Below are 19,882 nucleotides of genomic sequence, written 5' to 3'. Positions count from 1 at the left end.
CGGAACCGGAGCGCCGCTTTCGCGTTGTGAGCGATCACGGGGACCTCTGGACATGACAATCATGAGTGCGCGCGGCAATGGCAAGCTGAAAAAACACCTGACGGACATGTCGGCGCAACGCAAGGAGGCGGTCCTACGTCCGGAAGATATCGAGGCCGCCGAGAACCTGCCGCTTGGGCGCGAGGCGCTCGACGTGGCTATGGCCTGGGCAGTGATCGGCATTTTCGCGATCGTGTTCTTCTCGCTCGTCCATTACATGTCGCTGATCCTGATCCCCGTCACGCTCGCCATCGTCGTCGGCCTGATCCTCGGGCTGGTCGCAGATCGCCTCGGCAAGGCGGGCGTGCCCCGTTTCGGCATTGCCTTCATCCTTTCGACACTCGTCTTCGCGGCCCTGTTCCTGATCATCAATTCGCTCGCCGAACCGGTCGCGACGCTGATCCAGGAAGGTCCGAGCTTCATCGAGCGGACCATCAACCGCATCAAGCCGTTCCTCGAAAGCCAGCATTGGCTGAACGTATCGCCCGCGACTTTCGAGACCGGACCGATGTCGATGCAGTCGCTGATCGAGAATTCCGGAAACATCCTCGGCATCGTCACCGCCAACCTGACCCCGGCGATCATCCAGGGGATGATCTTCTTCGCGGCCCTGCTGCTCTTCCTCTACGGCCGGGTGCGGCTGCGGCGCACCATCATCCTCGCCTTTCCGACACGCCGCCAGCGGCTGATGGCGATCCGGGTGCTCAACTCGATCGACGAGGTGCTCGGTTATTATTTCGCAACCGCCAGCCTCCTCTATCTGGGGCTCGGGGTGGTGATGGCGCTGATCGCCTATTTCGGCGGGCTTTCTATGCCGATCCTGTGGGGCCTGTTCGCCTTCGTCTCGAGCTTCATCCCGTTCCTCGGCATCACGCTGATGACCGTTTCGGTGGCGATCGCCGGCATTCTCACCCACGACGCTCTGTTCCTCGGCCTGGTCCCGGCAATCATCTTCTTCACCGTCCACCTTGCAATGGAGAACTTGCTCTTCCCGGCGATCATGGGCCGGCAATGGGAGATCAATCCCTTCATCGTCTTCATCGCCATCCTGTTCTGGACCTGGATGTGGGGCGCGGTCGGGGCGATGCTCGCCCTGCCGCTTTCCCTGATCATGATGACGGTGCTGAACGAACTTTTCCCCGACCGGAAGACCGTGCCGCACCTGCCGGGATGACCTCGTTCGTCGAGATATTGCTCTACTCGTAGAGGTAATACTTTTCCCACTCCTCGCGCGGGACCTTCGAGCCGATCTTGTAGTCGAAGGACATCACTTTCAGGCCTTCGTCGCCGGTCTCGCATTTGTATTTGAGCCGGTACCAGTCGCCAGCGCTGCGGAAAACAGCGCCCGGTGCGCGGATGGCGTTGCCGGCCTCGATCGGATCTCCAAACGTGTAGGCAATCACCTTGTCCGGTTTGAACTCGCCATTGTTGTCCTGCTTGATGCGATCCATCGCCTCGATATCGCACCGCTGTTCGCGCCGCTCGTCCGGGGCGAGAGCATCGAGCTGTCGGACGATGCGGGCATCGAGCGCATGCGCCGGCAGGGCGGAAAGAAGGGCGAGTGCGGCGAGTGACCAGGTTTTTATCATGTCATTTCCTATCCAATATGACTCGGACGGGCGGAAACTATGAGACGGTTACGCAATTGACCACCTACCAGAACGGGAAATAGGATGATGTGATCGGGTGGGGGTAATGGGGCTGGATGACGGACAGTGCGCTTTCTGATGCGAAGAAGGAACAGATCAAATTGCGCGCGACGTTCCTGAACAATATCGGGATCGGTGCCATTCTGATCGGCGTGTTCACGCCGATCGTTCGGGCGATGTACGAGCCTTCCGCAGCGTCGGGAGATCTGGTCTCCATCGGCGGAACCATGGCGGTTTGCTTTTTATTCGGGGGAGCATTACATTTTGCGGGTAGTTGGATCTTAAGAGGGCTCAGCAAATGACAAGTGAGCAAATAATCCTGCTTCTCATGCCGGCGATTGCTTTGGCGTTCGTCGTTGCTTTCGTCTTCTGGCAGAGCTGGCTTGACGGTGTGCTTCCAAATCAGAAGCCGAAGAAGAAGTAAGCTCGCCCTCGCCTCCCCGCTTGCCTAGCGCCTAAGCGCCCCCTATCTCTGGCACTCCTTGCCTCACAACCGGAGTGCTTCCTTGGCCACCTCCCGCATATCGCCCTTCGCCAATCTTCCCGCCGCTCCCGTTGCGCCCAAGAAGCCGGTCTCCGATACCCGCCACGGCATTACCCGCACCGACGACTATGCCTGGTTCCGGGCCGATAACTGGCAGGCGATGTTCAAGGATCCGTCGCTCCTCGATACGGAAATCCGCAAACATCTGGAGGCCGAGAACGCCTATATGGAAGCGGCCATGGGGGACACGGCCGAGCTGCAGAAAAAGCTGTTCGCCGAAATGCGCGGCCGCATCAAGGAAGACGACAGCTCCGTGCCGATGAAGGACGGGCCGTTCGCCTACGGTACGCTTTATGTCACCGGCGGCGAGCAGCCGCATTATTTCCGCACGCCGCGCGATGGCGGCGAAAAGCACCTCCTGCTCGACGGCGACAAGGAAGCGGTGGGCAAGGATTACTTCCGGCTTTCCGGCATCGACCACACGAGCGACCATTCCCGCGGCATCTGGGGTTACGACGACAAGGGGTCGGAATATTTCACGCTGCGCATCCGCGATCTTGCCACGGGAGAGGATCTTTCCGACGTGGTCGAAAATACCGGCGGCGGCGGGGTCTGGGCGCCTGACGGCAAGAGCTTCTTCTATACGCTGCAGGACGAGAACCACCGGCCCTCGAAAGTCTTCCACCACATTGTCGGCCAGCCGCAATCGGAAGACCGCCTGGTCTATGAGGAGGAGGACCCGGGCTTCTTCATGGGCGTCGGCGGCTCGCTGCTCGACGACTTCATCTATATCGACATCCACGACCACGAGACGTCGGAATACCGGCTGCTCTCGACCAAGGACCTGACCGCCGAGCCGGCGCTGGTTGCGACACGTGAAGAAGGCATCGAATATTCGATGACCGAGGGCGGCGACGTCTTCTACATCCTCACTAACGATGGCGACGCAAAAGACTTCAAGATCATGCAGACCCCGGTCACCGCGCCGGGCAAGGAGAACTGGACCGAGGTCGTGCCGCACGAGCCGGGCCGGCTGATCATCAGCCACATGGCGTTCGCCCGTTATCTTCTGTGGCTGCAGCGCAAGGACGGGCTGCCGCAGATCATCATCCGCGACCGGACGACCGGCGAGGAACATGCGATCGCCTTTGCGGAAGAGGCCTATTCGCTGGGCCTGCAGGGGGCTGCCGAATACGACAGCGACGTGATCCGCTTTTCCTATTCGTCAATGACGACGCCGAGCCAGCTCTACGACTACGACATGAGGACCCGCGAGCGGGTGCTTTTGAAGACCCAGGAAGTGCCCTCGGGCCACAATCCCGACGACTACGTCACCCGCCGGGTGATGGCGCCGGCGCATGACGGCGAACTGGTGCCGGTCTCGCTGCTATACCGGAAAGATACGCCCCTCGATGGGTCGGCGCCCTGCCTGCTCTATGGCTACGGCGCCTACGGAATCACCATTCCGGCCGGGTTTTCGACCAACAACCTGTCGCTCGCCGATCGCGGCTTCGTTTATGCCATCGCCCATGTCCGCGGCGGCAAGGACAAGGGGTTTGCCTGGTACGAAAACGGCAAGATGGAATTCAAGGAAAACACCTTCAAGGACTTCATCGCCGCCGCCGACCATCTGGTGGCCCAGGGCTTCACCTCCTACGAGAACATCATCGCCGAGGGCGGCTCGGCGGGCGGCATGCTGATGGGTGGCATCGCCAACATGGCGCCGGAAAAATTCGCCGGCATCATCGCCGCCGTGCCTTTCGTCGACGTGCTCAACACCATGCTCGACGACACGCTGCCGCTCACCCCGCCAGAATGGCCGGAATGGGGCAACCCGATCGAGAGCCTCGAAGAATACCAGTGGATCGCCGCCTACTCGCCCTACGACAATGTCGAGGCGAAACCCTATCCGCCGATCCTTGCCATTTCCGGCCTGACAGACCCGCGCGTCACCTACTGGGAACCGACCAAGTGGGTTGCAAAGGTCCGCGAATTCTCGACCGGCACCGCACCGATCCTCTTGAAGACCAACATGGCGGCTGGGCATGGCGGCAAATCGGGACGCTTCCAGCGGCTGGAGGAGATCGCGTTCGAATATGCGTTTGCGATCAAGGTGGCGGGGAAGGTGTAGGGGCTGGCAGTAGGGCGTGCCGTGTTCCTGAAAGCATGCCGGCAACTCCGGAACATGGGACAGGCTGGTGTTTGGGAGGTAAGGAATGACCGTCTACATTGCCCTGCTTCGCGCGGTGAACGTCGCGGGCACGGCGCTCCAGATGACGGAACTGAAGTCCATCTGCGAAACCCTCGGCTTCACCGACGTCAAGACCTATATCCAGAGCGGCAATGTGCTGTTCCGGTCCGACGAGGCGGAGGCCGAGGTCGCCGAGAAGCTTGACGACGCGTTGGGCAGGAAGTTCGGCAAAAAGCCGGGCGTCATGGTGCGCTCGACGCGGGAGATGGAGACGATTGCCGAAAATGCGCCCTTCCCCGATGCCAAACCGAACTTTCTGCTCGTGCATTTCCTGCCCGAAAATGCCCCGAACGAAGCGCTCGACAAGATGGTCGCGCCGGATGGCGAGGAGGCGGTCGTCGCCGGGCGCGAGATCTATGTCCACTATCCGGTCGGCTCGGGCAAATCGAAGCTGAAGCTTCCGGCTCTGAAACCGGGCACGTCGCGCAATCTCAACACGGTTCGCAAGCTCGCCGAAATGGCCCGCGCCATGGAAGGTTGAACGGCCGGGGCGTGCATCGTCGTTCCGAACATCCGCCATGCCGTCGTCCTTTAGGCCCCCGGGCTTTGGCTCGGCCTTCGCCCGCCAGAGCGACTTTACCTTGAGCGGCAGGGACCCGCAGGGCGATATCCGACAGGTTTATCAACAACTAGAACGGATGCGGAACGCGCCGAATAGCCGTTCATTGTCGTTTTTTTGTCAAGCCCCTGCCGTCAATCGGCAACCCCGGACGCAAGCCTCGCGCAAGCTTCGTGCGTTAACTATTTGTTAACCATTCTGAACACGGGCGTCACGCCATGAAGATCGATAGCGGCCTCAACGGCTATTATTATCCCAACCGGGCACAAGAGATGGACCGGAAAGTCGAGGAAGCGCCTCAGCGTGAAGCTGCGGCATTCCAGCGATCCCCAAATGCCTTGACGGGAAGCGCCACGCTGCTGTCGTCTTCGCTTGCCAACGCGCTCTGGGTCATGGAAATCGACGACGCGGGCTCCGCAAACGTCGACACGCAGGGCCGATCGGCGCCCCAGGACTGGGTCGAAGATCGCTATCAGGAATTCGCCGAATTCTAAGACATCCCGCTACGCCGTTCCAGCCGGCGTGACTTCCACCGTGACATGCGACAGATCCCGAATGCCCCGGAGTTTATCCTTGTAGAAGGACGGCGCCTGGGGTTTTGGCGTGACCAGGGCGACGATCGCCGCGTGGTGCCCCGGACCAACCTGCCAGACATGCAGGTCCGAAATCCTGTCCTCCTCCGTCTCGACACTCCGGCGGATCCTGCCGGCCAGCTCCGCGTCATCCGGTTGGGCGTCCAGCAACACCGTCGCGGTCGCGCGGATCAGCCCCCAGGACCAGCGCGCGATCACCAGACCGCCGACCACGCCCATGACCGGATCGAGCCACGCCCAGCCATAGGACCGGCCGAGAATGAGCGCGACGATCGCCAGAACCGAGGTCAGCGCGTCGGCAAGGACATGCAGATAAGCGGCGCGCAGATTGTGGTCCTTGGCAGCCCCGTGCGCATGGGCGCCGTGATGACCGTGGTGTCCATGATGATGACCGCCGTCATGGGCATGGCCGCCGTGATGAGACCGGCCGTGATCCTCCCGCAGCAGCCAGGCGCTGAGCAGGTTGACCGCCAGCCCGGCCACGGCGACGAAGATCGCCTGGTCGAAATCGATCGCCACCGGATTGGCGAGGCGGATAAAACTTTCCCAGGCGATCAGCAGCGCGATTAGGGCGAGCACGATGGCGCTCGCGAAGCCGGCGAGATCGCCGAGCTTGCCGGTGCCGAACGTGTAGCGCGGATTGCGGGCCTGGCGGCGGGCATAGAGATAGGCGAGCGCCGCAATCAACATGGCGCCGGCATGGGTGGACATGTGCCAGCCGTCGGCGGTCAGCGCCATTGAGCCGAAGATCGAGCCCGCGACGATTTCCGCCACCATCATCGTCGCCGTCAGCGCGATCACCAGCCAGACCTTGCGCTCGTTGCGCTCATGGTCGGCGCCCAGAAACACGTGCTCATGCTTCAGCTCCTCGATGGAATCGGGCATGGTCTTCTCCTTCGTCGCAATCAGCGGATATAGGTGCGGAGCGCATCGGCGAGTTCATCGACCGCCTGCGCCCTCTGTTTCTCGTCATCGGCATGCAGGACATGCTCGCGCAGATGATCCTCCATGACCTCACCGGTGAGCCCGGAAAGCGCGCCACGGATCGAGGCGAGCAATTGCAGCACCTCGCCGCAGGGCGCCTCGGCTTCCAACGCCCGCTCGACCGCCTCCATCTGCCCCTTCAGCCGGCGCACCCGCGCCAGAAGCTTTGCCTGTTCCCGAATGGTATGCGCCACGAGCGTCTCCATGTAATATAGGGGGGTACCTTATATTCGTATGCACCGCCGACACAAGTCAAAATCCGAAAGCTCCGTGCAGGTTTCGGGACCTAAGCCGCTAGTGGTCTCACACGAGGAGAGTCGCGATGACGACAATTGGAAGTACCAATCCTTATTACGCATCTCTTTACGGTATCCTTGGCAAGAACGGCGGCGACAAGAACGGTTCGGGAAACGCCAACGACTACGCGGCGCCGCGGCAGTCGGTCTCGGGCGGCATAACCGGCAGCGATACGGTGTTCGGCGCAAAGCTGGCAGATAGCCTCTGGACGATGGAAAGCCAGGGCGTCGAGGTCGATCAGGACGCCGGCGACACCTGGCTCGGCGAGGCTCCCTCGACGAAATACGAGGACGAGTTCATGGATCTCGCCAAGAAGACCTTCGCCGAGCGCATCCGCGAACAGTATCTCAAGGACAAGGATCTCACCGAAGACGATCTCAAGACCATGTCGGCGGAAGACCGCGAGGCGATCGAGGCGGATATCCGCAAGGCGATCCTCGAAGCCATGGGCGTCAACGGCCAGAAGCAGGAAGCGGCGATGGACATGGGCGGCGACCCGGCTGCACTGGCACAAGGCAACGCGCAAAAACAGCAGCTGCAGAACGGCGCCAAGGACGATCCGCTGTTCTCCCTGTAAGGTTATCGCTCTCGGCGGCTGCGGCCTTGCCAGTCAGGGCTGCAGCCGTTTTACGTTGGGCGATCGGTGCGATGTCCCCCGCTTGTCTTCGCAACGGTGACTGACTAGATAATTCCTCCAGTGACTAGAGCTTCAAGAGGAATTTTCAGCCATGCTGTCGATCGGCGATCTTTCGAAACGCACCGGCGTCAAGGTGCCGACCATCCGCTATTACGAGCAGATGGGTCTCATCGAAGCGGCCGAACGTTCGGAGGGCAACCAGCGGCGTTATGAGCGGCACGATCTCGAGCGACTCGCCTTCATCCGCCACGCCCGCGACCTCGGCCTCGATATCCCGGCGATCCGCGAACTGATCGCGCTCAGCCAGCACCCCGACCTCCCTTGCATCAATGCCGACAGGATCGCCGCCGATCATCTGGTTGCCGTTCGCGAAAAGATCGAAAAGCTGAAGAAGCTGGAACACGAACTCGAACGGATCATCTCCCATTGCGACGGCCATTCGATCGAGGATTGTTATGTGATCCGGGCGCTGTCGGATCACGGGCTGTGCGAGGGGGAACATTGAGGGCAGATTAGAGGCGTTCTTCGAGAATCTCGGTGGTTGCCAAGCGGCCGTTGTAGAAGAAGCCCAAAATCACGACCTGCTCCTCCTGAACGACGAAGGCGATGCTGAGGCTGCGACGATAACCGATGATCCGCAGCCCAAGAACAGGCCCTTCGCGGACAGTCCCCCGCTCGGGAAATTCGGCCATGTCTTCAACGAATTTGCGGATGCCGACAACGTAATTCCAGGCGACGGGCGGACCGGCCCGATCGGCGATGTAGTCATATAGCGCGTCGAGTTCTTCCTCAGCCTTTTCGTGAATGACGATTGTGCGCGGCATCGCCTATTTGGCTTTCGCCACGCGAGCATGATGCTTGGCTTCGAGCCGAGCGAAAGCAGTATCGAGCGGCACGCCTTTCGAAGCATCCGCCTGCAATTCCTCGAACCGCGAGGGAATTTCGTCGCGAAGCCACTTATCTCGAGCCTCTTCAAAATCCTCGAGCATGCGCAGACCGGCGCGTACCACTTCGCTTGCGTTGTTATAACGTCCCGACTCCAGCTGCTTCTTGATAAAGCGCTCGTAGTGGTCATTCAGTGCTATGCTCGTCATGATGTTTTCCTCTGCGGATCGCCCGGAATTGTAACATCTATTGTCATTATATGGTAGCGAGCTGGGGCAATCTAAACCCTAACGATGGCCTGCCATGATGGGATGACAAGAATGACCACCCTCTTCCCCGTCCTAGCCCCATACCAGACCGGCTTCCTCGACAGGCCCGCCGGCAACCGGATCTTCTTTGCCCTCTCCGGCAACCCCCACGGCAAACCGGCGCTGCTGCTGCATGGCGGGCCTGGGTCCGGCATGTCGGACAGCGCCAGGCGGCATTTCGATCCGGCGGTGTGGCGCATTATCCAGCTCGATCAGCGTGGCTGCGGGAAAAGCACACCGAATGCGGGCGATTTCGGCAACAGCCTTGCTGATAATACGACGCAGCACCTGATCGGGGATATCGAGGCATTGCGGCAGCGACTTGGCGTGGAACGCTGGCTGGTATTCGGCTCCTCCTGGGGCGCTACGCTGGCGCTTGCCTATGCGCAGGCCTTTCCCGGCCAGGTCCGAGCGGTCATCCTTGCCGGGGTCACCACGACACGCTGGGCGGAGATCGACTGGCTTTATAACTGCCTTTCGATCTTCCTGCCGGAGGCCTTCGAAAAGTTCATCGCAGCCATTCCGGAGCCCCTGCGCGACCGCCATCCCGTTTCTGCCTATCACGCGCTGCTCAACGACATCGATCCCGCCGTCCGCCAGAAGGCCGCTTTCGACTGGCATTTTTGGGAGGCAGGCTCGATCTCCGCGGAACCGCAGGCAGGGCTGCCGGCCCGCTGGCAGGATCCGGCTTTCGTGCTCGCCCGGGCGCGGCTCTGCGTCCACTATTTCGAGAGCCGGGCCTGGCTGGAGGATGGCCAGCTGTTGCGCGAGGCTTACCGGCTTGCCGGGATACCGGGCGTGCTGATCCAAGGCCGGTTCGACCTGCAGGGGCCGCCGGCGACGGCATTTGCCCTCGCGAAAGCCTGGCCGGGAAGCGAGCTGGTGATGATCGAAAATGCCGGCCATTCGACCAGTGACCGGGGCATGGCGGAGGCGATCATGGCGGCCGCCAACCGTTTCGCGGATGGTGCTTGACAAGATTTGAGATCGGGAGCATCTAAGCGCCATGATCAACGCGCGCACAACCATCGCCTGCTCGTATTTTTGGGCCTTCCTTTAAAGGGCGGCTCGACAGATCACCATGTCAACAAGCCGCCGTCAGGCGGCTTTGTTGTTTCAAACGGCACCTGACGGCGAGAAGACCGAAAAAGGATGCCGGAAATGACTGAAGATACCGATATTACCCTGCCCCGCCCGTCGGTCGTGACGATCCGGAATGCGAAGCCGCGCGACCTGCCGGAACTCAACGAGATGATCGCGCTGCTTGCCGCGCATCACAACGATCCCGCCGGCATCACCCCTGAAAAGCTCGAGCGCGACCTGTTCGGCGAGATGCCGTGGATCAGCGCGCTTGTCGCCGATACCGGCTCGGAGCTGATCGGCTACGCCATTCTCGTACCGGTCTACCGGGCGCAGGAAGGCACCCGCGGCATGGACCTGCACCATCTCTTCGTGCGCGACGGCCATCGCGGCCACGGCATCGGCCAGCACCTGGTATCGCGCGCCCGCGAGATCGCCAGGAGCGCCGGCTGCGGCTATCTTTCGGTCAGCGCCGCCACCGGCAATTTCGCCGCCCACCGCTTCTACGAACAGATGGATTTCAAGCCGCGCCCGGTCACCGGCATGCGCTATACGCAGGCGCTGGCGTAAAATCTGCGGCCGAGGCTTATCCGGCGGCCTTGGCCAGGATTCTCAGATAATCGTCGACCGCCTCGTGGAAGATTCCGTCTTCACGTGCCTCCTACCGCGCCGGCACCGCCTTCAGATAGGCCGCGATCGCCTCAAGATCGCTTTTCGGCAGATGCGCGAGGTTCTGCTGCACTTCCACCATGGAACCGCCGGCGGTGTCGAAATCGGGGGTGAAACCGGTTTCGAGATAACCGGCGATGTCGCTCTCGCTCCAGGAACCGATATCCTTCGAGCCCGGCGTGATGTTGGGAATGGTTCCCTTGCCTTCCGGGTTCGGGCCGCCGGCAAGCCAGCGGTCGGGGAGAAAACCGCCCGTCGCGTCGCGCGGCGTATGACATTCGCCGCAATGGCCGGGCCCTTCGACCAGGAACTGGCCGCGCCTGACCTTGTCGTCGGCGGACGCGAGCTCAACCCGCGGCTGGTCGCTGAAATAGAGGAATTTCCAGCCGCCGACCGCAAGCCGGATATTAAAGGGGAACGGCAGCTCGTGCGGCGGCGCGACATTGGTGCTCGCCGGCAGCGTCTTCAGGTAACCGAAGAGATCGTTGATATCCTTGGCCGAGAGCCTCGAATAGGAGCCGTAGGGAAAGGACGGAAAGAGGTGTTCGCCGTCCGGGCCGACCCCGCGGGTCGTGGCATTGCCGAACTGCGCCAAGGTCCAGTTGCCGATGCCGGCGTTCGGATCGGGCGAGATGTTGGGAATATGGAATGTCCCGAACGGGCTCGGCAGCGCCCTGCCGCCGGACAGAACCTTCAGGGCATCGTCGGCGGCGCCGGTCGCGGCATGACAGCTCGAACAGCCGCCGGCCCAGAAGAGCTGCTCGCCCTTGGCAAGATCCGGCGCGCCAAGGCCTGCCCAATGGGCATCGGGATAGGGATCGGGCTTGGTCAGCGCCCAGGCCGTGGCAGCACCCGCCGCGACCACCACGACGCCCGCCGCCAGGATTTTGGACCATATCGAGGCCATCGCCTTCCTCCAGCGTAACGAGATCATACTAGGACGGCCGCAGAAGGCTGCGGCCGTCCCGATGCTAAGACAGGGCAGCGATCACTTCAGGCGGAAGTTCTGATGGCAGGTATTGCAGTTGCCGCCGAGCGTCTGCAGGGCCTTGCCGACGGCGGCCTGGTCTGCCGGCATGGAAGCCAGAAGCGCCTCCGCGTCGGAACCGAGCTTCTGGGCGTTCGCCCGGAATTCGGCGTTCTTTTCCCAGATGGCCGGTGCGGCCTTGGTCTTGTCGCCGGTCTCGGAGCCTGCCGGGAACTGATCCGGGAAGGCCTTGATATTGGTGCTGATCGTGGTCAGCGCCGTGCGCACGGCAGCCTGGTCATACGGCTTTTCGCCCTTGGCGATCCCGCCCAGAGCGCCGGCTGCACCGCCGATACCCTTCATCAGAGCCTGGCGCTTGGCAATCGGCGTTTCCTGTGCGGTCACGGCCGTAAAGCCAAGACAGAGTACGGCCGCGGCGGCGGCAATCAATTTAAACTTCATTCATTCCTCTCCTCATCGAGCCGGTCATGCCGGCGCATTTTAGCGACCTCATGATTGCCGGCTTATGGGTTTGAAAAAAGTAACTTTTCTGTCATGAGGCCGCGAGCGTTCCGCCTATAGCCAGGCAGGCACGGAATGTGACGGAGATATGTCTCGCCGAGACTGCTCAAGCCGTCCTTCAGGCCGTCAGCCCCTCCCAGAGCGTCAGCATGGAAACGGCAAGCAACAGGAGGCCGGCGATCCGCCCGACCCAGATCGTCGCGCTGCCGTTGCCGACCAGGAATTGCCGCGCGTGGCCGGCGGCGACGGCGAGGCCGCCATAGATCGCGAACTGGGTCGCGGCCGTCATCGCCGCCATGATTGTCGCCTGCGGGGCGAGCGGCCCGAAATCCGGCCGCAGGAACTGCGGGTAGACGGCGAGCATGAACAGATAGGCTTTCGGATTGATGAGGCATGTCACCGCGCCGCGCCGGAACGCTTCCCAGTTCGACCGCGTGTCCGCCGGACCGACATGATCAACGGTGATCGAACTGCGGATCAGGCTGACGCCGATCCAGGCCATGTAGAGCGCGCCGGCAATCAGCAGCGGCTTGAACAGCACCGGCATCAGGCTTGCAAGCAGGCCGACGCCGACCGCGCCATAAAGCGAGTGCACCAGCCCGCCGGCGATGATGCCGGCGGTGGCGGCAAGGCCGGCCGTGCGGCCCCGGGTCAGCGAATTGGCAAGCACGAAGATCATGTCCATGCCCGGCACGACGATTATGCCGAACAGGAGGGTGAAAAAGAGCCAGAGGTTTTCGGTGTAGGTCATGTCAGTTTCTTGAGCCTCGCAATGTCGGCTTCGAATGCTGAAGCCTTGTTTTTCAACCGGATATGCGGTCCTATACGGCAGCCCAACTGACAGCGTATTGTCAGTAGCGATCGTCTCGCCACAAGGAAAACCGGCATGCGCAAGGCCTCGCGCCTGTTCGAGATCATCCAGATCCTCCGGCTCGCGAAAAAGCCGGTGACGGCGGCGGAAATCGCCGTGCAGCTGGAAGTCACCGTGCGCTCCATCTACCGGGATATCGCGGCCTTGCAGGCGATGCGGGTGCCGATCGAAGGCGGGCGCGGCATCGGCTATATCCTGCGCCCCGGCTTCACGCTGCCGCCGCTGATGCTGTCGATCGAGGAGACGGAAGCGATCGTGCTGGCGCTCGCGCTGCTGGAACGGACCGGCGACACGGAGCTGCGGCAGGCGGCCAAGCAGGTCAACCGCAAGATCGCCGCCGTGGTGCCGGCCCCACTGGCCGGCACGTTTTCCGCCAATGCGTTGCATGCCTGGGGCTCGGTCGCGCCGGTACCGGACGCGCTCGACCTTGCCATGGTGCGCCGGGCGATCCGCGACGAGCAGAAGCTGGCGCTCGACTACCGCGACGAATATGCCCGCGCCACGGAACGGACGATCCGGCCGGTGGCGCTGATCTATTATTCGCAGACGGCCAATATCGTCGCCTGGTGCGAACTGAGGCAGGCAATCCGCAATTTCCGCGCCGACCGGGTGGAGCATTGCGAACTGGCGGACAGCTTCTTCCGCGGCGAAGGCGAAAAACTGCGGTCGCTGTGGGTTCAGGGCTGGACGGACAAGACGGCTGCGGGGACGGCAGGTTAGAGCGGAAGCGTTCGGCTTTCCTCGCGGCCATGGCCGATGATCTCGATGCGGTCGGCGAAGATCTCGACGACTGCAAAGGTGTTTTCCGTCTGCGTATCGACCATGCCCTTGAAGTTGACATACCACGTGCTTCCGGCGCGGCCGAGATTGCCGACGTGGTTGTGGCCGTTCAGATAGGCGATCACATTGCCGGAGCGGGCGAAGAGATCGGTCAGCCGCTCGGCACCCCAGAGATTGTGCTCGTTTTCTGGGTAAAGCGGATAATGGCCCATGACCACGACCTTCTCGTCCGCAGCGCTTGCCCGCTCCAGCACCGCCTCCAGCCAGCCGAACTGCTGGTCGCCGATGCCGCCGTTCCATTCCTTGGCGTTGATCGCGCCTTCGGCCAGCAGTGTTTCCAGCCGCTGCTGCGCAAGCGTGTGGCGCGGATGGCCTTCCGGGGTGGAAAACAGGCTGATCTCGTTGCCGTCGATCACCACGAAGCGAAAACCGCCGCGGGCAAAATCGTGCCAGGCGGCCGGCATGCCGAGCCGTTTGTGGACATCGCCGAGCTGCGCCGGCGCCACGAAGAAATCGTGGTTACCCGGCATCAGAAAACTCTCGTGGCGCAGGCCCTGATAGACGGCAAGCACCGGGTCGTAGCTCTCCCCGCCCCGGTCGATGAGATCGCCGAGCGTCACCACGAAGGACAGATCCTCGCCGTTCAGCACGCCGATCGCCTGGCGCAGCTTGTCGAGGCTGTTGGCGTAATAACGGTCCATCTCCAGCCATGGCGGCAGGTCGGCATATTGCGGATCAGCGATCACACCGAAGCGGAGGAGAGGTTTTTCGTGGGGCATTTCGCGGAGTTAGCCGGTGGCTGTGACAGGCGTGTGACGACTCGGCGTTCGTATCAAGAAGGAAACCCGTTAAAGATCGGCCTCACGGCTCGGGGCGGAATTTCTGGTAAAGACATCGTCATCAATGTCGGCATCAAGGTGAAAATTCCGGAGATACTGGACGAGACTGGAGCCATCCTCCGGCCTTGCTTTCCCGGCGACCTCCGCGGCTTCGACGATCACAGCCGCCGCCTTTCCATGCCGGGTCGTTGTTACGGATTCGCCCGCCGCCGCATGATCAACAAAGCTGGAAAGGCCTGCTTCAGCATTCTTCGAGCTGGCATCCTGCAATTCAGCCTCCAAAATTATCGCAAGAACCCATTCTGGATCTTTCTATCGAAAAATCCAAGCGAAAGCAGACCAACCATCACCGCCGTCCGAAAACCCATCCTTCAAGCGATCACCGTTCCCTGGTGAAAGACGATCTTCCAGCCGGTCGCAGTTCTCCTCCAGAACGTGGAGCGCCGGCTGAGGCGGTCGGGCTCCTCCAGAACATAGGACAGATGGTAGAGGTCATCGGCGAGGCGGTTGATGGTGAAATCCCGGCAGGGCCAGTCGTGAGGCTCCGGCTCGCGGTATCGTTCGAGAAGGTTGGCGATGACGAATTCGCGTCGGTAGACTTTGCCGCTGGCGCCGATTTCCCAGAAGGCTTCATCGGTCATGGCTTCCAGAGCCTCGCGACTGGTGCCGAATTCGCGGCGATGGAAGATCGGCTCACGGGCGGCGAGCTCCGCCAGGATCATCTCTATCGAATGCTCATCCATATCCTGCTTCCCTCCTGTTTTTCGCGCCGATGACGAGGTTCAAAAACAAAAACACCCGGCGCCTTGCGGCACCGGGTGGGATCCTCGGGTTAAACCCGAGGATGACGGCGGTTGGCCGGATTATTTCGTGGCAGCTTCGTAGCGCTCGAGGACGTAGTCCCAGTTGATCAGGCTGTCGACGAAGGCTTCGAGGTATTTCGGGCGGGCGTTGCGGTAGTCGATGTAATAGGAATGCTCCCAGACGTCGACGCCGAGGATCGGCTCTGCACCGTGAACCAGCGGGTTCTCGCCGTTCGGGGTCTTGGAGATGACGAGCTTGCCGTCTTTCACCGAAACCCAGGCCCAGCCGGAGCCGAACTGGGTCGTGCCGGCGGCGATCAGGTCGGCCTTGAACTTGTCGTAGCCGCCGAGATCGGAGGCGACTGCCGCTTCGAGCTTGCCCGGCAGCTTGGTGCCGCCGCCGCCCTTCTTCATCCACTTCCAGAAATGGACGTGGTTGTAGTGTTGGGCAGCATTGTTGAAGAGGCCCTGGTTGGTGCCGAAGGACTTCTTGACGACTTCCTCGAGCGACAGATCGGCCATGCCGGCTTCGGCAGCGAGCTTGTTGCCGTTGTCGACATAAGCCTTGTGGTGCTTGTCGTGGTGGAATTCGAGCGTCTCTTTCGACATGAAGGGCGAAAGGGCTTCGTAATCGTAGGGGAGTTCGGGAAGTTCGAAGGCCATTGGTCTACTCCTTGTTCGGCAGCTACCTGGGTTCGGCAGATACCTGGGCATAGCGTCGTGCGGGAACATAGGAGCGGAGGGGCCAAGAGGCAACGGTGAACTTGCCAAAAATCAAGCCGATGGGGTGAAGAAGTTGCGGAAATTTCGAGATACAAGAAACGGGCCAGATCACGATTCGGAGCCCGTTCGATGAAGACCACTTTTGCTCTTGCCGCCGCCCTCCTCGCATCCAGCGTCCCTGCCGCACGCGCCTCCTCGGACGACGCATGGTCCGGTTTCCAGGCCGAGGTCGCCAAGGCCTGCGTGACCGCCGCCAAGGGGCTGATCGAGAACGGCAAGGCTCTCGTCGATCCCTTCGGCAGCCAGAGCTACGGCCTCGCCGTCGTCTCCGGCAAGGCGGTCGGCGCCAAGGTGACGATCAGCGCCCTCTGCGCCTTCGACAAGAAAACCCGCAAGGCCGAGATCGGCGGCGAAATCTCCGCCGACAAGCTGGCGGTGAAGGCGGGGAAGTAATCGCCCGGATCAGGCGGCGCGGCGCCAGGCGAAGGTCCTGCCGCCGTCCGAGGTCGAGATCAGGCCCATGCGGTAGAGCGCCATCAGCACGCTAGCGACCGCCGGGCGGACCTTCTGGCCCTGCTTGAAGCGGGCGGCGATATCGGCGGCGTTCAACGCCCCCCCCGTCTCGATCAGCATGTTGAAGACCGCCGGCGTCTGGTCGGCATCCGCCACCGGGAAGGACGGTTTTGCGGTCCTGGCCGCGGGTTCCGCCGCACCGCCGAGATCGGCCTCCAGCTGCTCGGCCTTTTCCTTGTCCGAACCGAAGCGCGGGATCTGGTAGTCCGGCCGCAGCCAGCGCACCAGGCCGCGCTTCTCCTCCTTCGCCCGCTCCCTGTTGAGCGCCACCAGATTGGCCAGCACCTCCTCCTCGGCCAGATCGACCGGCCAGCCATAGGCTTCCGCCACCGCAGCATCGAGGCGGTCGTGCAGTTCCTTGATGATCAGCACGAGACCGTCGTCGAAGATGCGGCGCTCCCTGGGGTCGAGATCGCCGGGTTGGACGCCGGCGCGCAGGCGCTCCAGCACGTTGTAGAGCCCGGTCAGGGTGAGGTGCTGGTGTTCTTCCAGCACCCGCTTGCGATGGGCATCGAGTTCCTCGGCGATGGTACCGATTTTTTGCTTTTGGACATCGGTGGCGGCGGGGAATGGGAAGGGGTCGAAGCAACGGGATTTCGAATAGCGTGGGTCGTTGCCAATACCGAGCCAACCGCCTGCGCGGAGTGCCCAAATGACCTGAAACCGAGAGCACAAGACACCAAGGGAATAGCCGTCGTTCAGACCGATAGCGACAAGCATATTGTCCGGCAAAATCGAAGCATCCAAAAATTGAAAGACACGGTGCTTAGTCGTTTCGACGGTCACTATTATACGATGTAAGCCTTGGGCAAAGGACCGGTATGTTTCATGCGTCGCGCCGAACCAATGCCAATTAACTCGCCGAAATTCCATATTGTTGCTTTCACGCTCAGGCCTCACCTGCGTCGCAACATGCTGATATACCTCAGGATATTGTGAGCGAAGTTCACCCTGGCTTAGCGGATAGTTGTCAATGACCATAACCCCTCGCGAGCGAGCAGTCATATCTTTGCCATTCCGATAATGCCTTATATGCCGTTCAAGCCCTGGGCGGGTACCGAGGCCGAGGACGACTGCTTCCTTAGGCGTAACAATGAAACCAGAGCCATGAAGCTTGACGCCCGGTGAGCAAATACCTTCGTTTGCTTTGAGTTTTTCCGACTGGGTTACGTCCACCCCCACGGTCAGATCCGAGTTAACCTTGCCGCGCTTCTCCGCAAACAGGATCACCGGGCTGTCGGTCTCGACGCCCTCCTCGGCCGTCACCTCCATCAGAAGGCCATCGTGCTTACCGGCTTCGGCAACCGTCATGGCGATGCGCACGGCGGCGCTGTCGCGCGTCACCTTGGTCCAGGGATGGTCGGGAATGGCCAGCACCAGCGACAGCGGCTTCTTGGCGCTGAGATGCGTTTCCATCACCCGGCGCTGGAATACTTGGCTGATGGAATTGGTGGTGACGAAACCGAAGCGCTTGAGGCTAGACCCCTTCTTCAGCAGGATTTCGGCCGAACGGTCCCACCAGTACATGACGAAATCGGCGCTTTCGTTCATGTGCTTGTGGGCCTTCCACAACGCCTCCGCATAAGCGCCGCCCATGCGGGCGCGAATATCCTTGCCGCCGATGAAAGGCGGGTTGTCGACGATGTAGTCCGCCTTCGGCCAGTCCGGGCGGCGCGGGTTGGGGTAGGTCTCGACGCCATTAACGACCTTCGGCATCGGATAACCGTCCCATTTCAGCACCGCATCCATGGTCTGGATATTGTGGAAGGCGCGCAGGATCGGTTCGGAGGGGGCGGCGCCCTTGGTGCGGAAATGCCATTGCAGATGGCCGATCCACAGCACCAGTTCGGCGATCGCCGCGGCGCGCGGATTGAGCTCCATGCCTAAAAACTGGTGCGGATCGACGGTGTGGGTTTCGAGCCCGGTCAACGCCTCCTGGCCGCCGAGATCGGTCAGCGCCTCCAGCACCTCGCCTTCCAGGCGTTTCATCAGTTCCAGCGAAACATAGAGGAAGTTGCCGGTGCCGCAGGCGGGATCGAGCACTTTCGTGTCGCAGAGTTTTTCGTGGAAGGACTGGACGGATTTCACCGCCGCATCGTTGCGGGCCTCCGCCTTCTGGCGCTCTGCGGTCGACAGGACCTGCGCCCATTCGGCCCGCAGGGGATCGATGATCGTGGCGATCACCAGCCGTTCCACATAGGCGCGCGGCGTATAATGGGCACCGAGGCGGCGGCGGTCGGAGGGATCGAGCGCCTGTTCGAGAAACGTGCCGAAGATCGCCGGCTCGACATCCTTCCAGTCGTACATGGCGGCAGCGGCAAGCTCGCCGATCTCTTCCCTGGCGAGCTTCAGGGCGCGGCGGTTCTTGAAGAACTCGCCGTTGAACTTCTTGACCTTCTCGCGGATCGTCGCGGTGAAGCCGCCCTCGTCCATCGCCTTCCAGAGATCCTCCATCATGCCGGGGAAGATTTCCGGCTTTTCGGCGCAGTCCTTCAGGAGGGCCTTGAAACTGTCCTTCGGCAGCAGTTCCACATCCTCGGCGAACATGGTGAACAGCACGCGCATCAGGAACATCGCCACCTCTTCCGTGGCGTAGCCGGATTTTTCCAGCGCCTGGGAAACCTTGGCGATGCGGGTGGCGATCTCGCGGGTCACTTTCGCAGCATGGCGGGAGGGATCGAGCGACAGCGGATCGCTCCAGATCGCCACCAGCCGGTCCCGCACGGTCTTTTCGCGCAGGTCCTCGAGATAGATGCGGAAGGAGCGGCGGTCGGGGAACTGGTCATAGGCCTTTCCGTCGCGGCGGAAATTGGCATAGACCTCGATGCAGTGGCCGACATCGCAGACCAGCACGAAGGGCGGCGGCTCGTGGGAAGCGGGCAGCAGGCGCACGTAATTCTCGGCCTGGACGCGGGCGTTCATCATCAGCACGTCCCAGGCACGTCCTGCCCCTCGGCGGCCGCGCGGCGACGGCGCCGTCATGCCCGGCAGCGGCGGCGCCTCGCCGAGGTCCGCCAGCTTCTTGTCACCGGCAAACCGGCTCTGCTTGGCTTCGAGGATGAAGCAGTCACGCCGGTAAAGATCGATCCGCTTGTTGGAAACGCTGCCGTCACGCCCTGCCTCGCGCACGACGCGCTCGAAGACGTAGTCGTTGCCCTCCGTCGAGGCCGATGCCGGGTCGGCATGCGGAAGACCCAGAAGATCGCAGAGTTCGGTCAGAAAAAGCGCGTAATTGGCCCTTTCCTGGCCTCCCTCCTACCCCTGCCAGCGCCTGATGAAGGCCTCTACTGCTACTGTCACTGATTCCACCCCAACGTGTCCTGGCGGCGATCTTAAAGCCGCCGATGCGAGAAGCAAGCAGCGGTCCGG

At 61.9% G+C, this 19,882-nt stretch carries 24 protein-coding genes and 1 pseudogene; 12 read left to right on the top strand and 13 right to left on the bottom strand.

What is annotated here, in order from left to right; translation table 11 throughout:
* Positions 1 to 106: 106 nt before the first annotated feature.
* Positions 107 to 1,213, top strand: a complete 1,107-nt coding sequence (locus tag C5L10_RS31235) for an AI-2E family transporter (RefSeq protein WP_046631657.1) — start codon at positions 107 to 109, stop codon at positions 1,211 to 1,213.
* 22 nt (positions 1,214 to 1,235) lie between these two features.
* Here the strand turns inward: C5L10_RS31235 and C5L10_RS31230 are convergent, their stop codons facing one another.
* Positions 1,236 to 1,628, bottom strand: coding sequence for a DUF930 domain-containing protein (locus tag C5L10_RS31230; protein WP_046669504.1), 393 nt, complete (start codon positions 1,626 to 1,628; stop codon positions 1,236 to 1,238).
* A 116-nt stretch (positions 1,629 to 1,744) separates the two neighbouring features.
* On the opposite strand from C5L10_RS31230, the gene C5L10_RS31225 reads away from it, so the two are divergent.
* The 4 genes from C5L10_RS31225 (at position 1,745) to C5L10_RS31210 (ending at position 5,476) form a co-directional block, all read left to right on the top strand.
* Complete coding sequence (locus C5L10_RS31225) at positions 1,745 to 1,990, top strand: hypothetical protein (protein ID WP_105405116.1); 246 nt, start codon at positions 1,745 to 1,747, stop codon at positions 1,988 to 1,990.
* A gap of 219 nt (positions 1,991 to 2,209) precedes the next feature.
* Positions 2,210 to 4,303 (top strand): S9 family peptidase, encoded by a 2,094-nt coding sequence (locus C5L10_RS31220; RefSeq protein ID WP_105432877.1) that lies wholly within the window; start codon positions 2,210 to 2,212, stop codon positions 4,301 to 4,303.
* An 85-nt stretch (positions 4,304 to 4,388) separates the two neighbouring features.
* The gene (locus C5L10_RS31215; protein ID WP_105432868.1) at positions 4,389 to 4,904 is read left to right on the top strand and encodes a DUF1697 domain-containing protein; all 516 of its coding nucleotides are present in this window, start codon (positions 4,389 to 4,391) and stop codon (positions 4,902 to 4,904) included.
* Positions 4,905 to 5,200: 296 nt separating this feature from the next.
* Entirely contained in the window at positions 5,201 to 5,476 is a 276-nt protein-coding gene (locus C5L10_RS31210) for a hypothetical protein (protein WP_046669500.1), read from the top strand.
* A gap of 9 nt (positions 5,477 to 5,485) precedes the next feature.
* On the opposite strand, the gene dmeF is transcribed toward C5L10_RS31210, so the two are convergent.
* Complete coding sequence (gene dmeF / locus C5L10_RS31205; protein WP_105432867.1) at positions 5,486 to 6,460, bottom strand: CDF family Co(II)/Ni(II) efflux transporter DmeF; 975 nt, start codon at positions 6,458 to 6,460, stop codon at positions 5,486 to 5,488.
* Between the two features lie 20 nt (positions 6,461 to 6,480).
* Entirely contained in the window at positions 6,481 to 6,765 is a 285-nt protein-coding gene (gene dmeR, locus C5L10_RS31200) for a Ni(II)/Co(II)-sensing transcriptional repressor DmeR (RefSeq protein ID WP_371412011.1), read from the bottom strand.
* A gap of 116 nt (positions 6,766 to 6,881) precedes the next feature.
* Here dmeR and C5L10_RS31195 point away from each other — a divergent pair, with 116 nt between their 5' ends.
* Together C5L10_RS31195 and C5L10_RS31190 are read left to right on the top strand one after the other, a co-directional pair.
* Positions 6,882 to 7,433 (top strand): hypothetical protein, encoded by a 552-nt coding sequence (locus C5L10_RS31195; protein WP_105432866.1) that lies wholly within the window; start codon positions 6,882 to 6,884, stop codon positions 7,431 to 7,433.
* Between the two features lie 151 nt (positions 7,434 to 7,584).
* Positions 7,585 to 7,998: a helix-turn-helix domain-containing protein gene (locus tag C5L10_RS31190; protein ID WP_105432865.1), complete on the top strand. Its 414-nt coding sequence runs from the start codon at positions 7,585 to 7,587 to the stop codon at positions 7,996 to 7,998.
* A gap of 7 nt (positions 7,999 to 8,005) precedes the next feature.
* On the opposite strand, the gene C5L10_RS31185 is transcribed toward C5L10_RS31190, so the two are convergent.
* Positions 8,006 to 8,317 carry a type II toxin-antitoxin system RelE/ParE family toxin gene (locus tag C5L10_RS31185; RefSeq protein WP_105432864.1) on the bottom strand — a complete coding sequence of 104 codons (312 nt, stop codon included), beginning with the start codon at positions 8,315 to 8,317 and terminating at the stop codon, positions 8,006 to 8,008.
* A 3-nt stretch (positions 8,318 to 8,320) separates the two neighbouring features.
* Positions 8,321 to 8,587, bottom strand: a complete 267-nt coding sequence (locus C5L10_RS31180; protein WP_046669494.1) for a type II toxin-antitoxin system ParD family antitoxin — start codon at positions 8,585 to 8,587, stop codon at positions 8,321 to 8,323.
* A 111-nt stretch (positions 8,588 to 8,698) separates the two neighbouring features.
* On the opposite strand from C5L10_RS31180, the gene pip reads away from it, so the two are divergent.
* On the top strand, positions 8,699 to 9,661 hold the full coding sequence (pip, locus tag C5L10_RS31175) for a prolyl aminopeptidase (RefSeq protein WP_105432863.1): 963 nt from the start codon (positions 8,699 to 8,701) through the stop codon (positions 9,659 to 9,661).
* A gap of 186 nt (positions 9,662 to 9,847) precedes the next feature.
* Positions 9,848 to 10,336, top strand: a complete 489-nt coding sequence (locus C5L10_RS31170; RefSeq protein WP_371412010.1) for an N-acetyltransferase family protein — start codon at positions 9,848 to 9,850, stop codon at positions 10,334 to 10,336.
* 91 nt (positions 10,337 to 10,427) lie between these two features.
* Here the strand turns inward: C5L10_RS31170 and C5L10_RS31165 are convergent, their stop codons facing one another.
* The 3 genes from C5L10_RS31165 to C5L10_RS31155 all read right to left on the bottom strand — a co-directional run bounded on the left by C5L10_RS31165 (position 10,428) and on the right by C5L10_RS31155 (position 12,675).
* The gene (locus C5L10_RS31165) at positions 10,428 to 11,342 is read right to left on the bottom strand and encodes a cytochrome c (RefSeq protein ID WP_105432861.1); all 915 of its coding nucleotides are present in this window, start codon (positions 11,340 to 11,342) and stop codon (positions 10,428 to 10,430) included.
* 81 nt (positions 11,343 to 11,423) lie between these two features.
* Positions 11,424 to 11,864 (bottom strand): cytochrome c, encoded by a 441-nt coding sequence (locus tag C5L10_RS31160; protein ID WP_105432860.1) that lies wholly within the window; start codon positions 11,862 to 11,864, stop codon positions 11,424 to 11,426.
* Positions 11,865 to 12,042: 178 nt separating this feature from the next.
* A complete protein-coding gene (locus C5L10_RS31155) occupies positions 12,043 to 12,675 on the bottom strand; it encodes a LysE family translocator (protein ID WP_105432859.1) in 633 nt (210 codons plus the stop codon).
* Positions 12,676 to 12,810: 135 nt separating this feature from the next.
* Between C5L10_RS31155 and C5L10_RS31150 the strand changes: the two genes are divergently transcribed.
* Positions 12,811 to 13,515, top strand: a complete 705-nt coding sequence (locus tag C5L10_RS31150; RefSeq protein ID WP_105432858.1) for a YafY family protein — start codon at positions 12,811 to 12,813, stop codon at positions 13,513 to 13,515.
* Here C5L10_RS31150 and C5L10_RS31145 read toward each other — a convergent pair.
* Positions 13,512 to 14,354, bottom strand: a complete 843-nt coding sequence (locus tag C5L10_RS31145; RefSeq protein ID WP_105432857.1) for a metallophosphoesterase — start codon at positions 14,352 to 14,354, stop codon at positions 13,512 to 13,514. The two genes, C5L10_RS31150 and C5L10_RS31145, sit on opposite strands and share 4 nt — an antisense overlap.
* Here C5L10_RS31145 and C5L10_RS35135 point away from each other — a divergent pair.
* Positions 14,346 to 14,810 carry a hypothetical protein gene (locus C5L10_RS35135; protein WP_172717277.1) on the top strand — a complete coding sequence of 155 codons (465 nt, stop codon included), beginning with the start codon at positions 14,346 to 14,348 and terminating at the stop codon, positions 14,808 to 14,810. The two genes, C5L10_RS31145 and C5L10_RS35135, sit on opposite strands and share 9 nt — an antisense overlap.
* On the opposite strand, the gene C5L10_RS31135 is transcribed toward C5L10_RS35135, so the two are convergent.
* Positions 14,786 to 15,157, bottom strand: a complete 372-nt coding sequence (locus C5L10_RS31135; RefSeq protein ID WP_105432855.1) for a DUF4440 domain-containing protein — start codon at positions 15,155 to 15,157, stop codon at positions 14,786 to 14,788. The two genes, C5L10_RS35135 and C5L10_RS31135, sit on opposite strands and share 25 nt — an antisense overlap.
* Before the next feature lie 120 nt (positions 15,158 to 15,277).
* On the bottom strand, positions 15,278 to 15,880 hold the full coding sequence (locus C5L10_RS31130; RefSeq protein WP_046607192.1) for a superoxide dismutase: 603 nt from the start codon (positions 15,878 to 15,880) through the stop codon (positions 15,278 to 15,280).
* A gap of 189 nt (positions 15,881 to 16,069) precedes the next feature.
* Between C5L10_RS31130 and C5L10_RS31125 the strand changes: the two genes are divergently transcribed.
* The gene (locus C5L10_RS31125; RefSeq protein ID WP_105432854.1) at positions 16,070 to 16,393 is read left to right on the top strand and encodes a hypothetical protein; all 324 of its coding nucleotides are present in this window, start codon (positions 16,070 to 16,072) and stop codon (positions 16,391 to 16,393) included.
* A gap of 9 nt (positions 16,394 to 16,402) precedes the next feature.
* On the opposite strand, the gene C5L10_RS31120 is transcribed toward C5L10_RS31125, so the two are convergent.
* The gene (locus C5L10_RS31120; RefSeq protein ID WP_371412012.1) at positions 16,403 to 19,123 is read right to left on the bottom strand and encodes a class I SAM-dependent DNA methyltransferase; all 2,721 of its coding nucleotides are present in this window, start codon (positions 19,121 to 19,123) and stop codon (positions 16,403 to 16,405) included.
* Positions 19,124 to 19,753 (bottom strand): annotated as a pseudogene (locus C5L10_RS35130) (type IIL restriction-modification enzyme MmeI); the annotation flags it as partial. It abuts the gene before it with no gap.
* Between the last annotated feature and the right edge of the window lie 129 nt (positions 19,754 to 19,882).

It is taken from the genome of Neorhizobium sp. T6_25, assembly GCF_002968555.1.
Taxonomy (GTDB): domain Bacteria; phylum Pseudomonadota; class Alphaproteobacteria; order Rhizobiales; family Rhizobiaceae; genus Neorhizobium.
The sequence above is the reverse complement of the archived record's forward strand: the minus strand, read 5'-3'. Positions and strand labels throughout refer to the sequence as shown.

Bases quoted from the DNA above. Each gene is read 5' to 3' on its own strand.
- C5L10_RS31235 (WP_046631657.1), top strand. From the start codon at position 107: ATGTCGGCGCAACGCAAGGAGGCGGTCCTACGTCCGGAAGATATCGAG.
- C5L10_RS31230 (WP_046669504.1), bottom strand. From the start codon at position 1,628: ATGATAAAAACCTGGTCACTCGCCGCACTCGCCCTTCTTTCCGCCCTG.
- C5L10_RS31225 (WP_105405116.1), top strand. From the start codon at position 1,745: ATGACGGACAGTGCGCTTTCTGATGCGAAGAAGGAACAGATCAAATTG.
- C5L10_RS31215 (WP_105432868.1), top strand. From the start codon at position 4,389: ATGACCGTCTACATTGCCCTGCTTCGCGCGGTGAACGTCGCGGGCACG.
- C5L10_RS31210 (WP_046669500.1), top strand. From the start codon at position 5,201: ATGAAGATCGATAGCGGCCTCAACGGCTATTATTATCCCAACCGGGCA.
- dmeF (WP_105432867.1), bottom strand. From the start codon at position 6,460: ATGCCCGATTCCATCGAGGAGCTGAAGCATGAGCACGTGTTTCTGGGC.
- dmeR (WP_371412011.1), bottom strand. From the start codon at position 6,765: ATGGAGACGCTCGTGGCGCATACCATTCGGGAACAGGCAAAGCTTCTG.
- C5L10_RS31195 (WP_105432866.1), top strand. From the start codon at position 6,882: ATGACGACAATTGGAAGTACCAATCCTTATTACGCATCTCTTTACGGT.
- C5L10_RS31190 (WP_105432865.1), top strand. From the start codon at position 7,585: ATGCTGTCGATCGGCGATCTTTCGAAACGCACCGGCGTCAAGGTGCCG.
- C5L10_RS31185 (WP_105432864.1), bottom strand. From the start codon at position 8,317: ATGCCGCGCACAATCGTCATTCACGAAAAGGCTGAGGAAGAACTCGAC.
- C5L10_RS31180 (WP_046669494.1), bottom strand. From the start codon at position 8,587: ATGACGAGCATAGCACTGAATGACCACTACGAGCGCTTTATCAAGAAG.
- pip (WP_105432863.1), top strand. From the start codon at position 8,699: ATGACCACCCTCTTCCCCGTCCTAGCCCCATACCAGACCGGCTTCCTC.
- C5L10_RS31170 (WP_371412010.1), top strand. From the start codon at position 9,848: ATGACTGAAGATACCGATATTACCCTGCCCCGCCCGTCGGTCGTGACG.
- C5L10_RS31165 (WP_105432861.1), bottom strand. From the start codon at position 11,342: ATGGCCTCGATATGGTCCAAAATCCTGGCGGCGGGCGTCGTGGTGGTC.
- C5L10_RS31160 (WP_105432860.1), bottom strand. From the start codon at position 11,864: ATGAAGTTTAAATTGATTGCCGCCGCCGCGGCCGTACTCTGTCTTGGC.
- C5L10_RS31155 (WP_105432859.1), bottom strand. From the start codon at position 12,675: ATGACCTACACCGAAAACCTCTGGCTCTTTTTCACCCTCCTGTTCGGC.
- C5L10_RS31150 (WP_105432858.1), top strand. From the start codon at position 12,811: ATGCGCAAGGCCTCGCGCCTGTTCGAGATCATCCAGATCCTCCGGCTC.
- C5L10_RS31145 (WP_105432857.1), bottom strand. From the start codon at position 14,354: ATGCCCCACGAAAAACCTCTCCTCCGCTTCGGTGTGATCGCTGATCCG.
- C5L10_RS31135 (WP_105432855.1), bottom strand. From the start codon at position 15,157: ATGGATGAGCATTCGATAGAGATGATCCTGGCGGAGCTCGCCGCCCGT.
- C5L10_RS31130 (WP_046607192.1), bottom strand. From the start codon at position 15,880: ATGGCCTTCGAACTTCCCGAACTCCCCTACGATTACGAAGCCCTTTCG.
- C5L10_RS31125 (WP_105432854.1), top strand. From the start codon at position 16,070: ATGAAGACCACTTTTGCTCTTGCCGCCGCCCTCCTCGCATCCAGCGTC.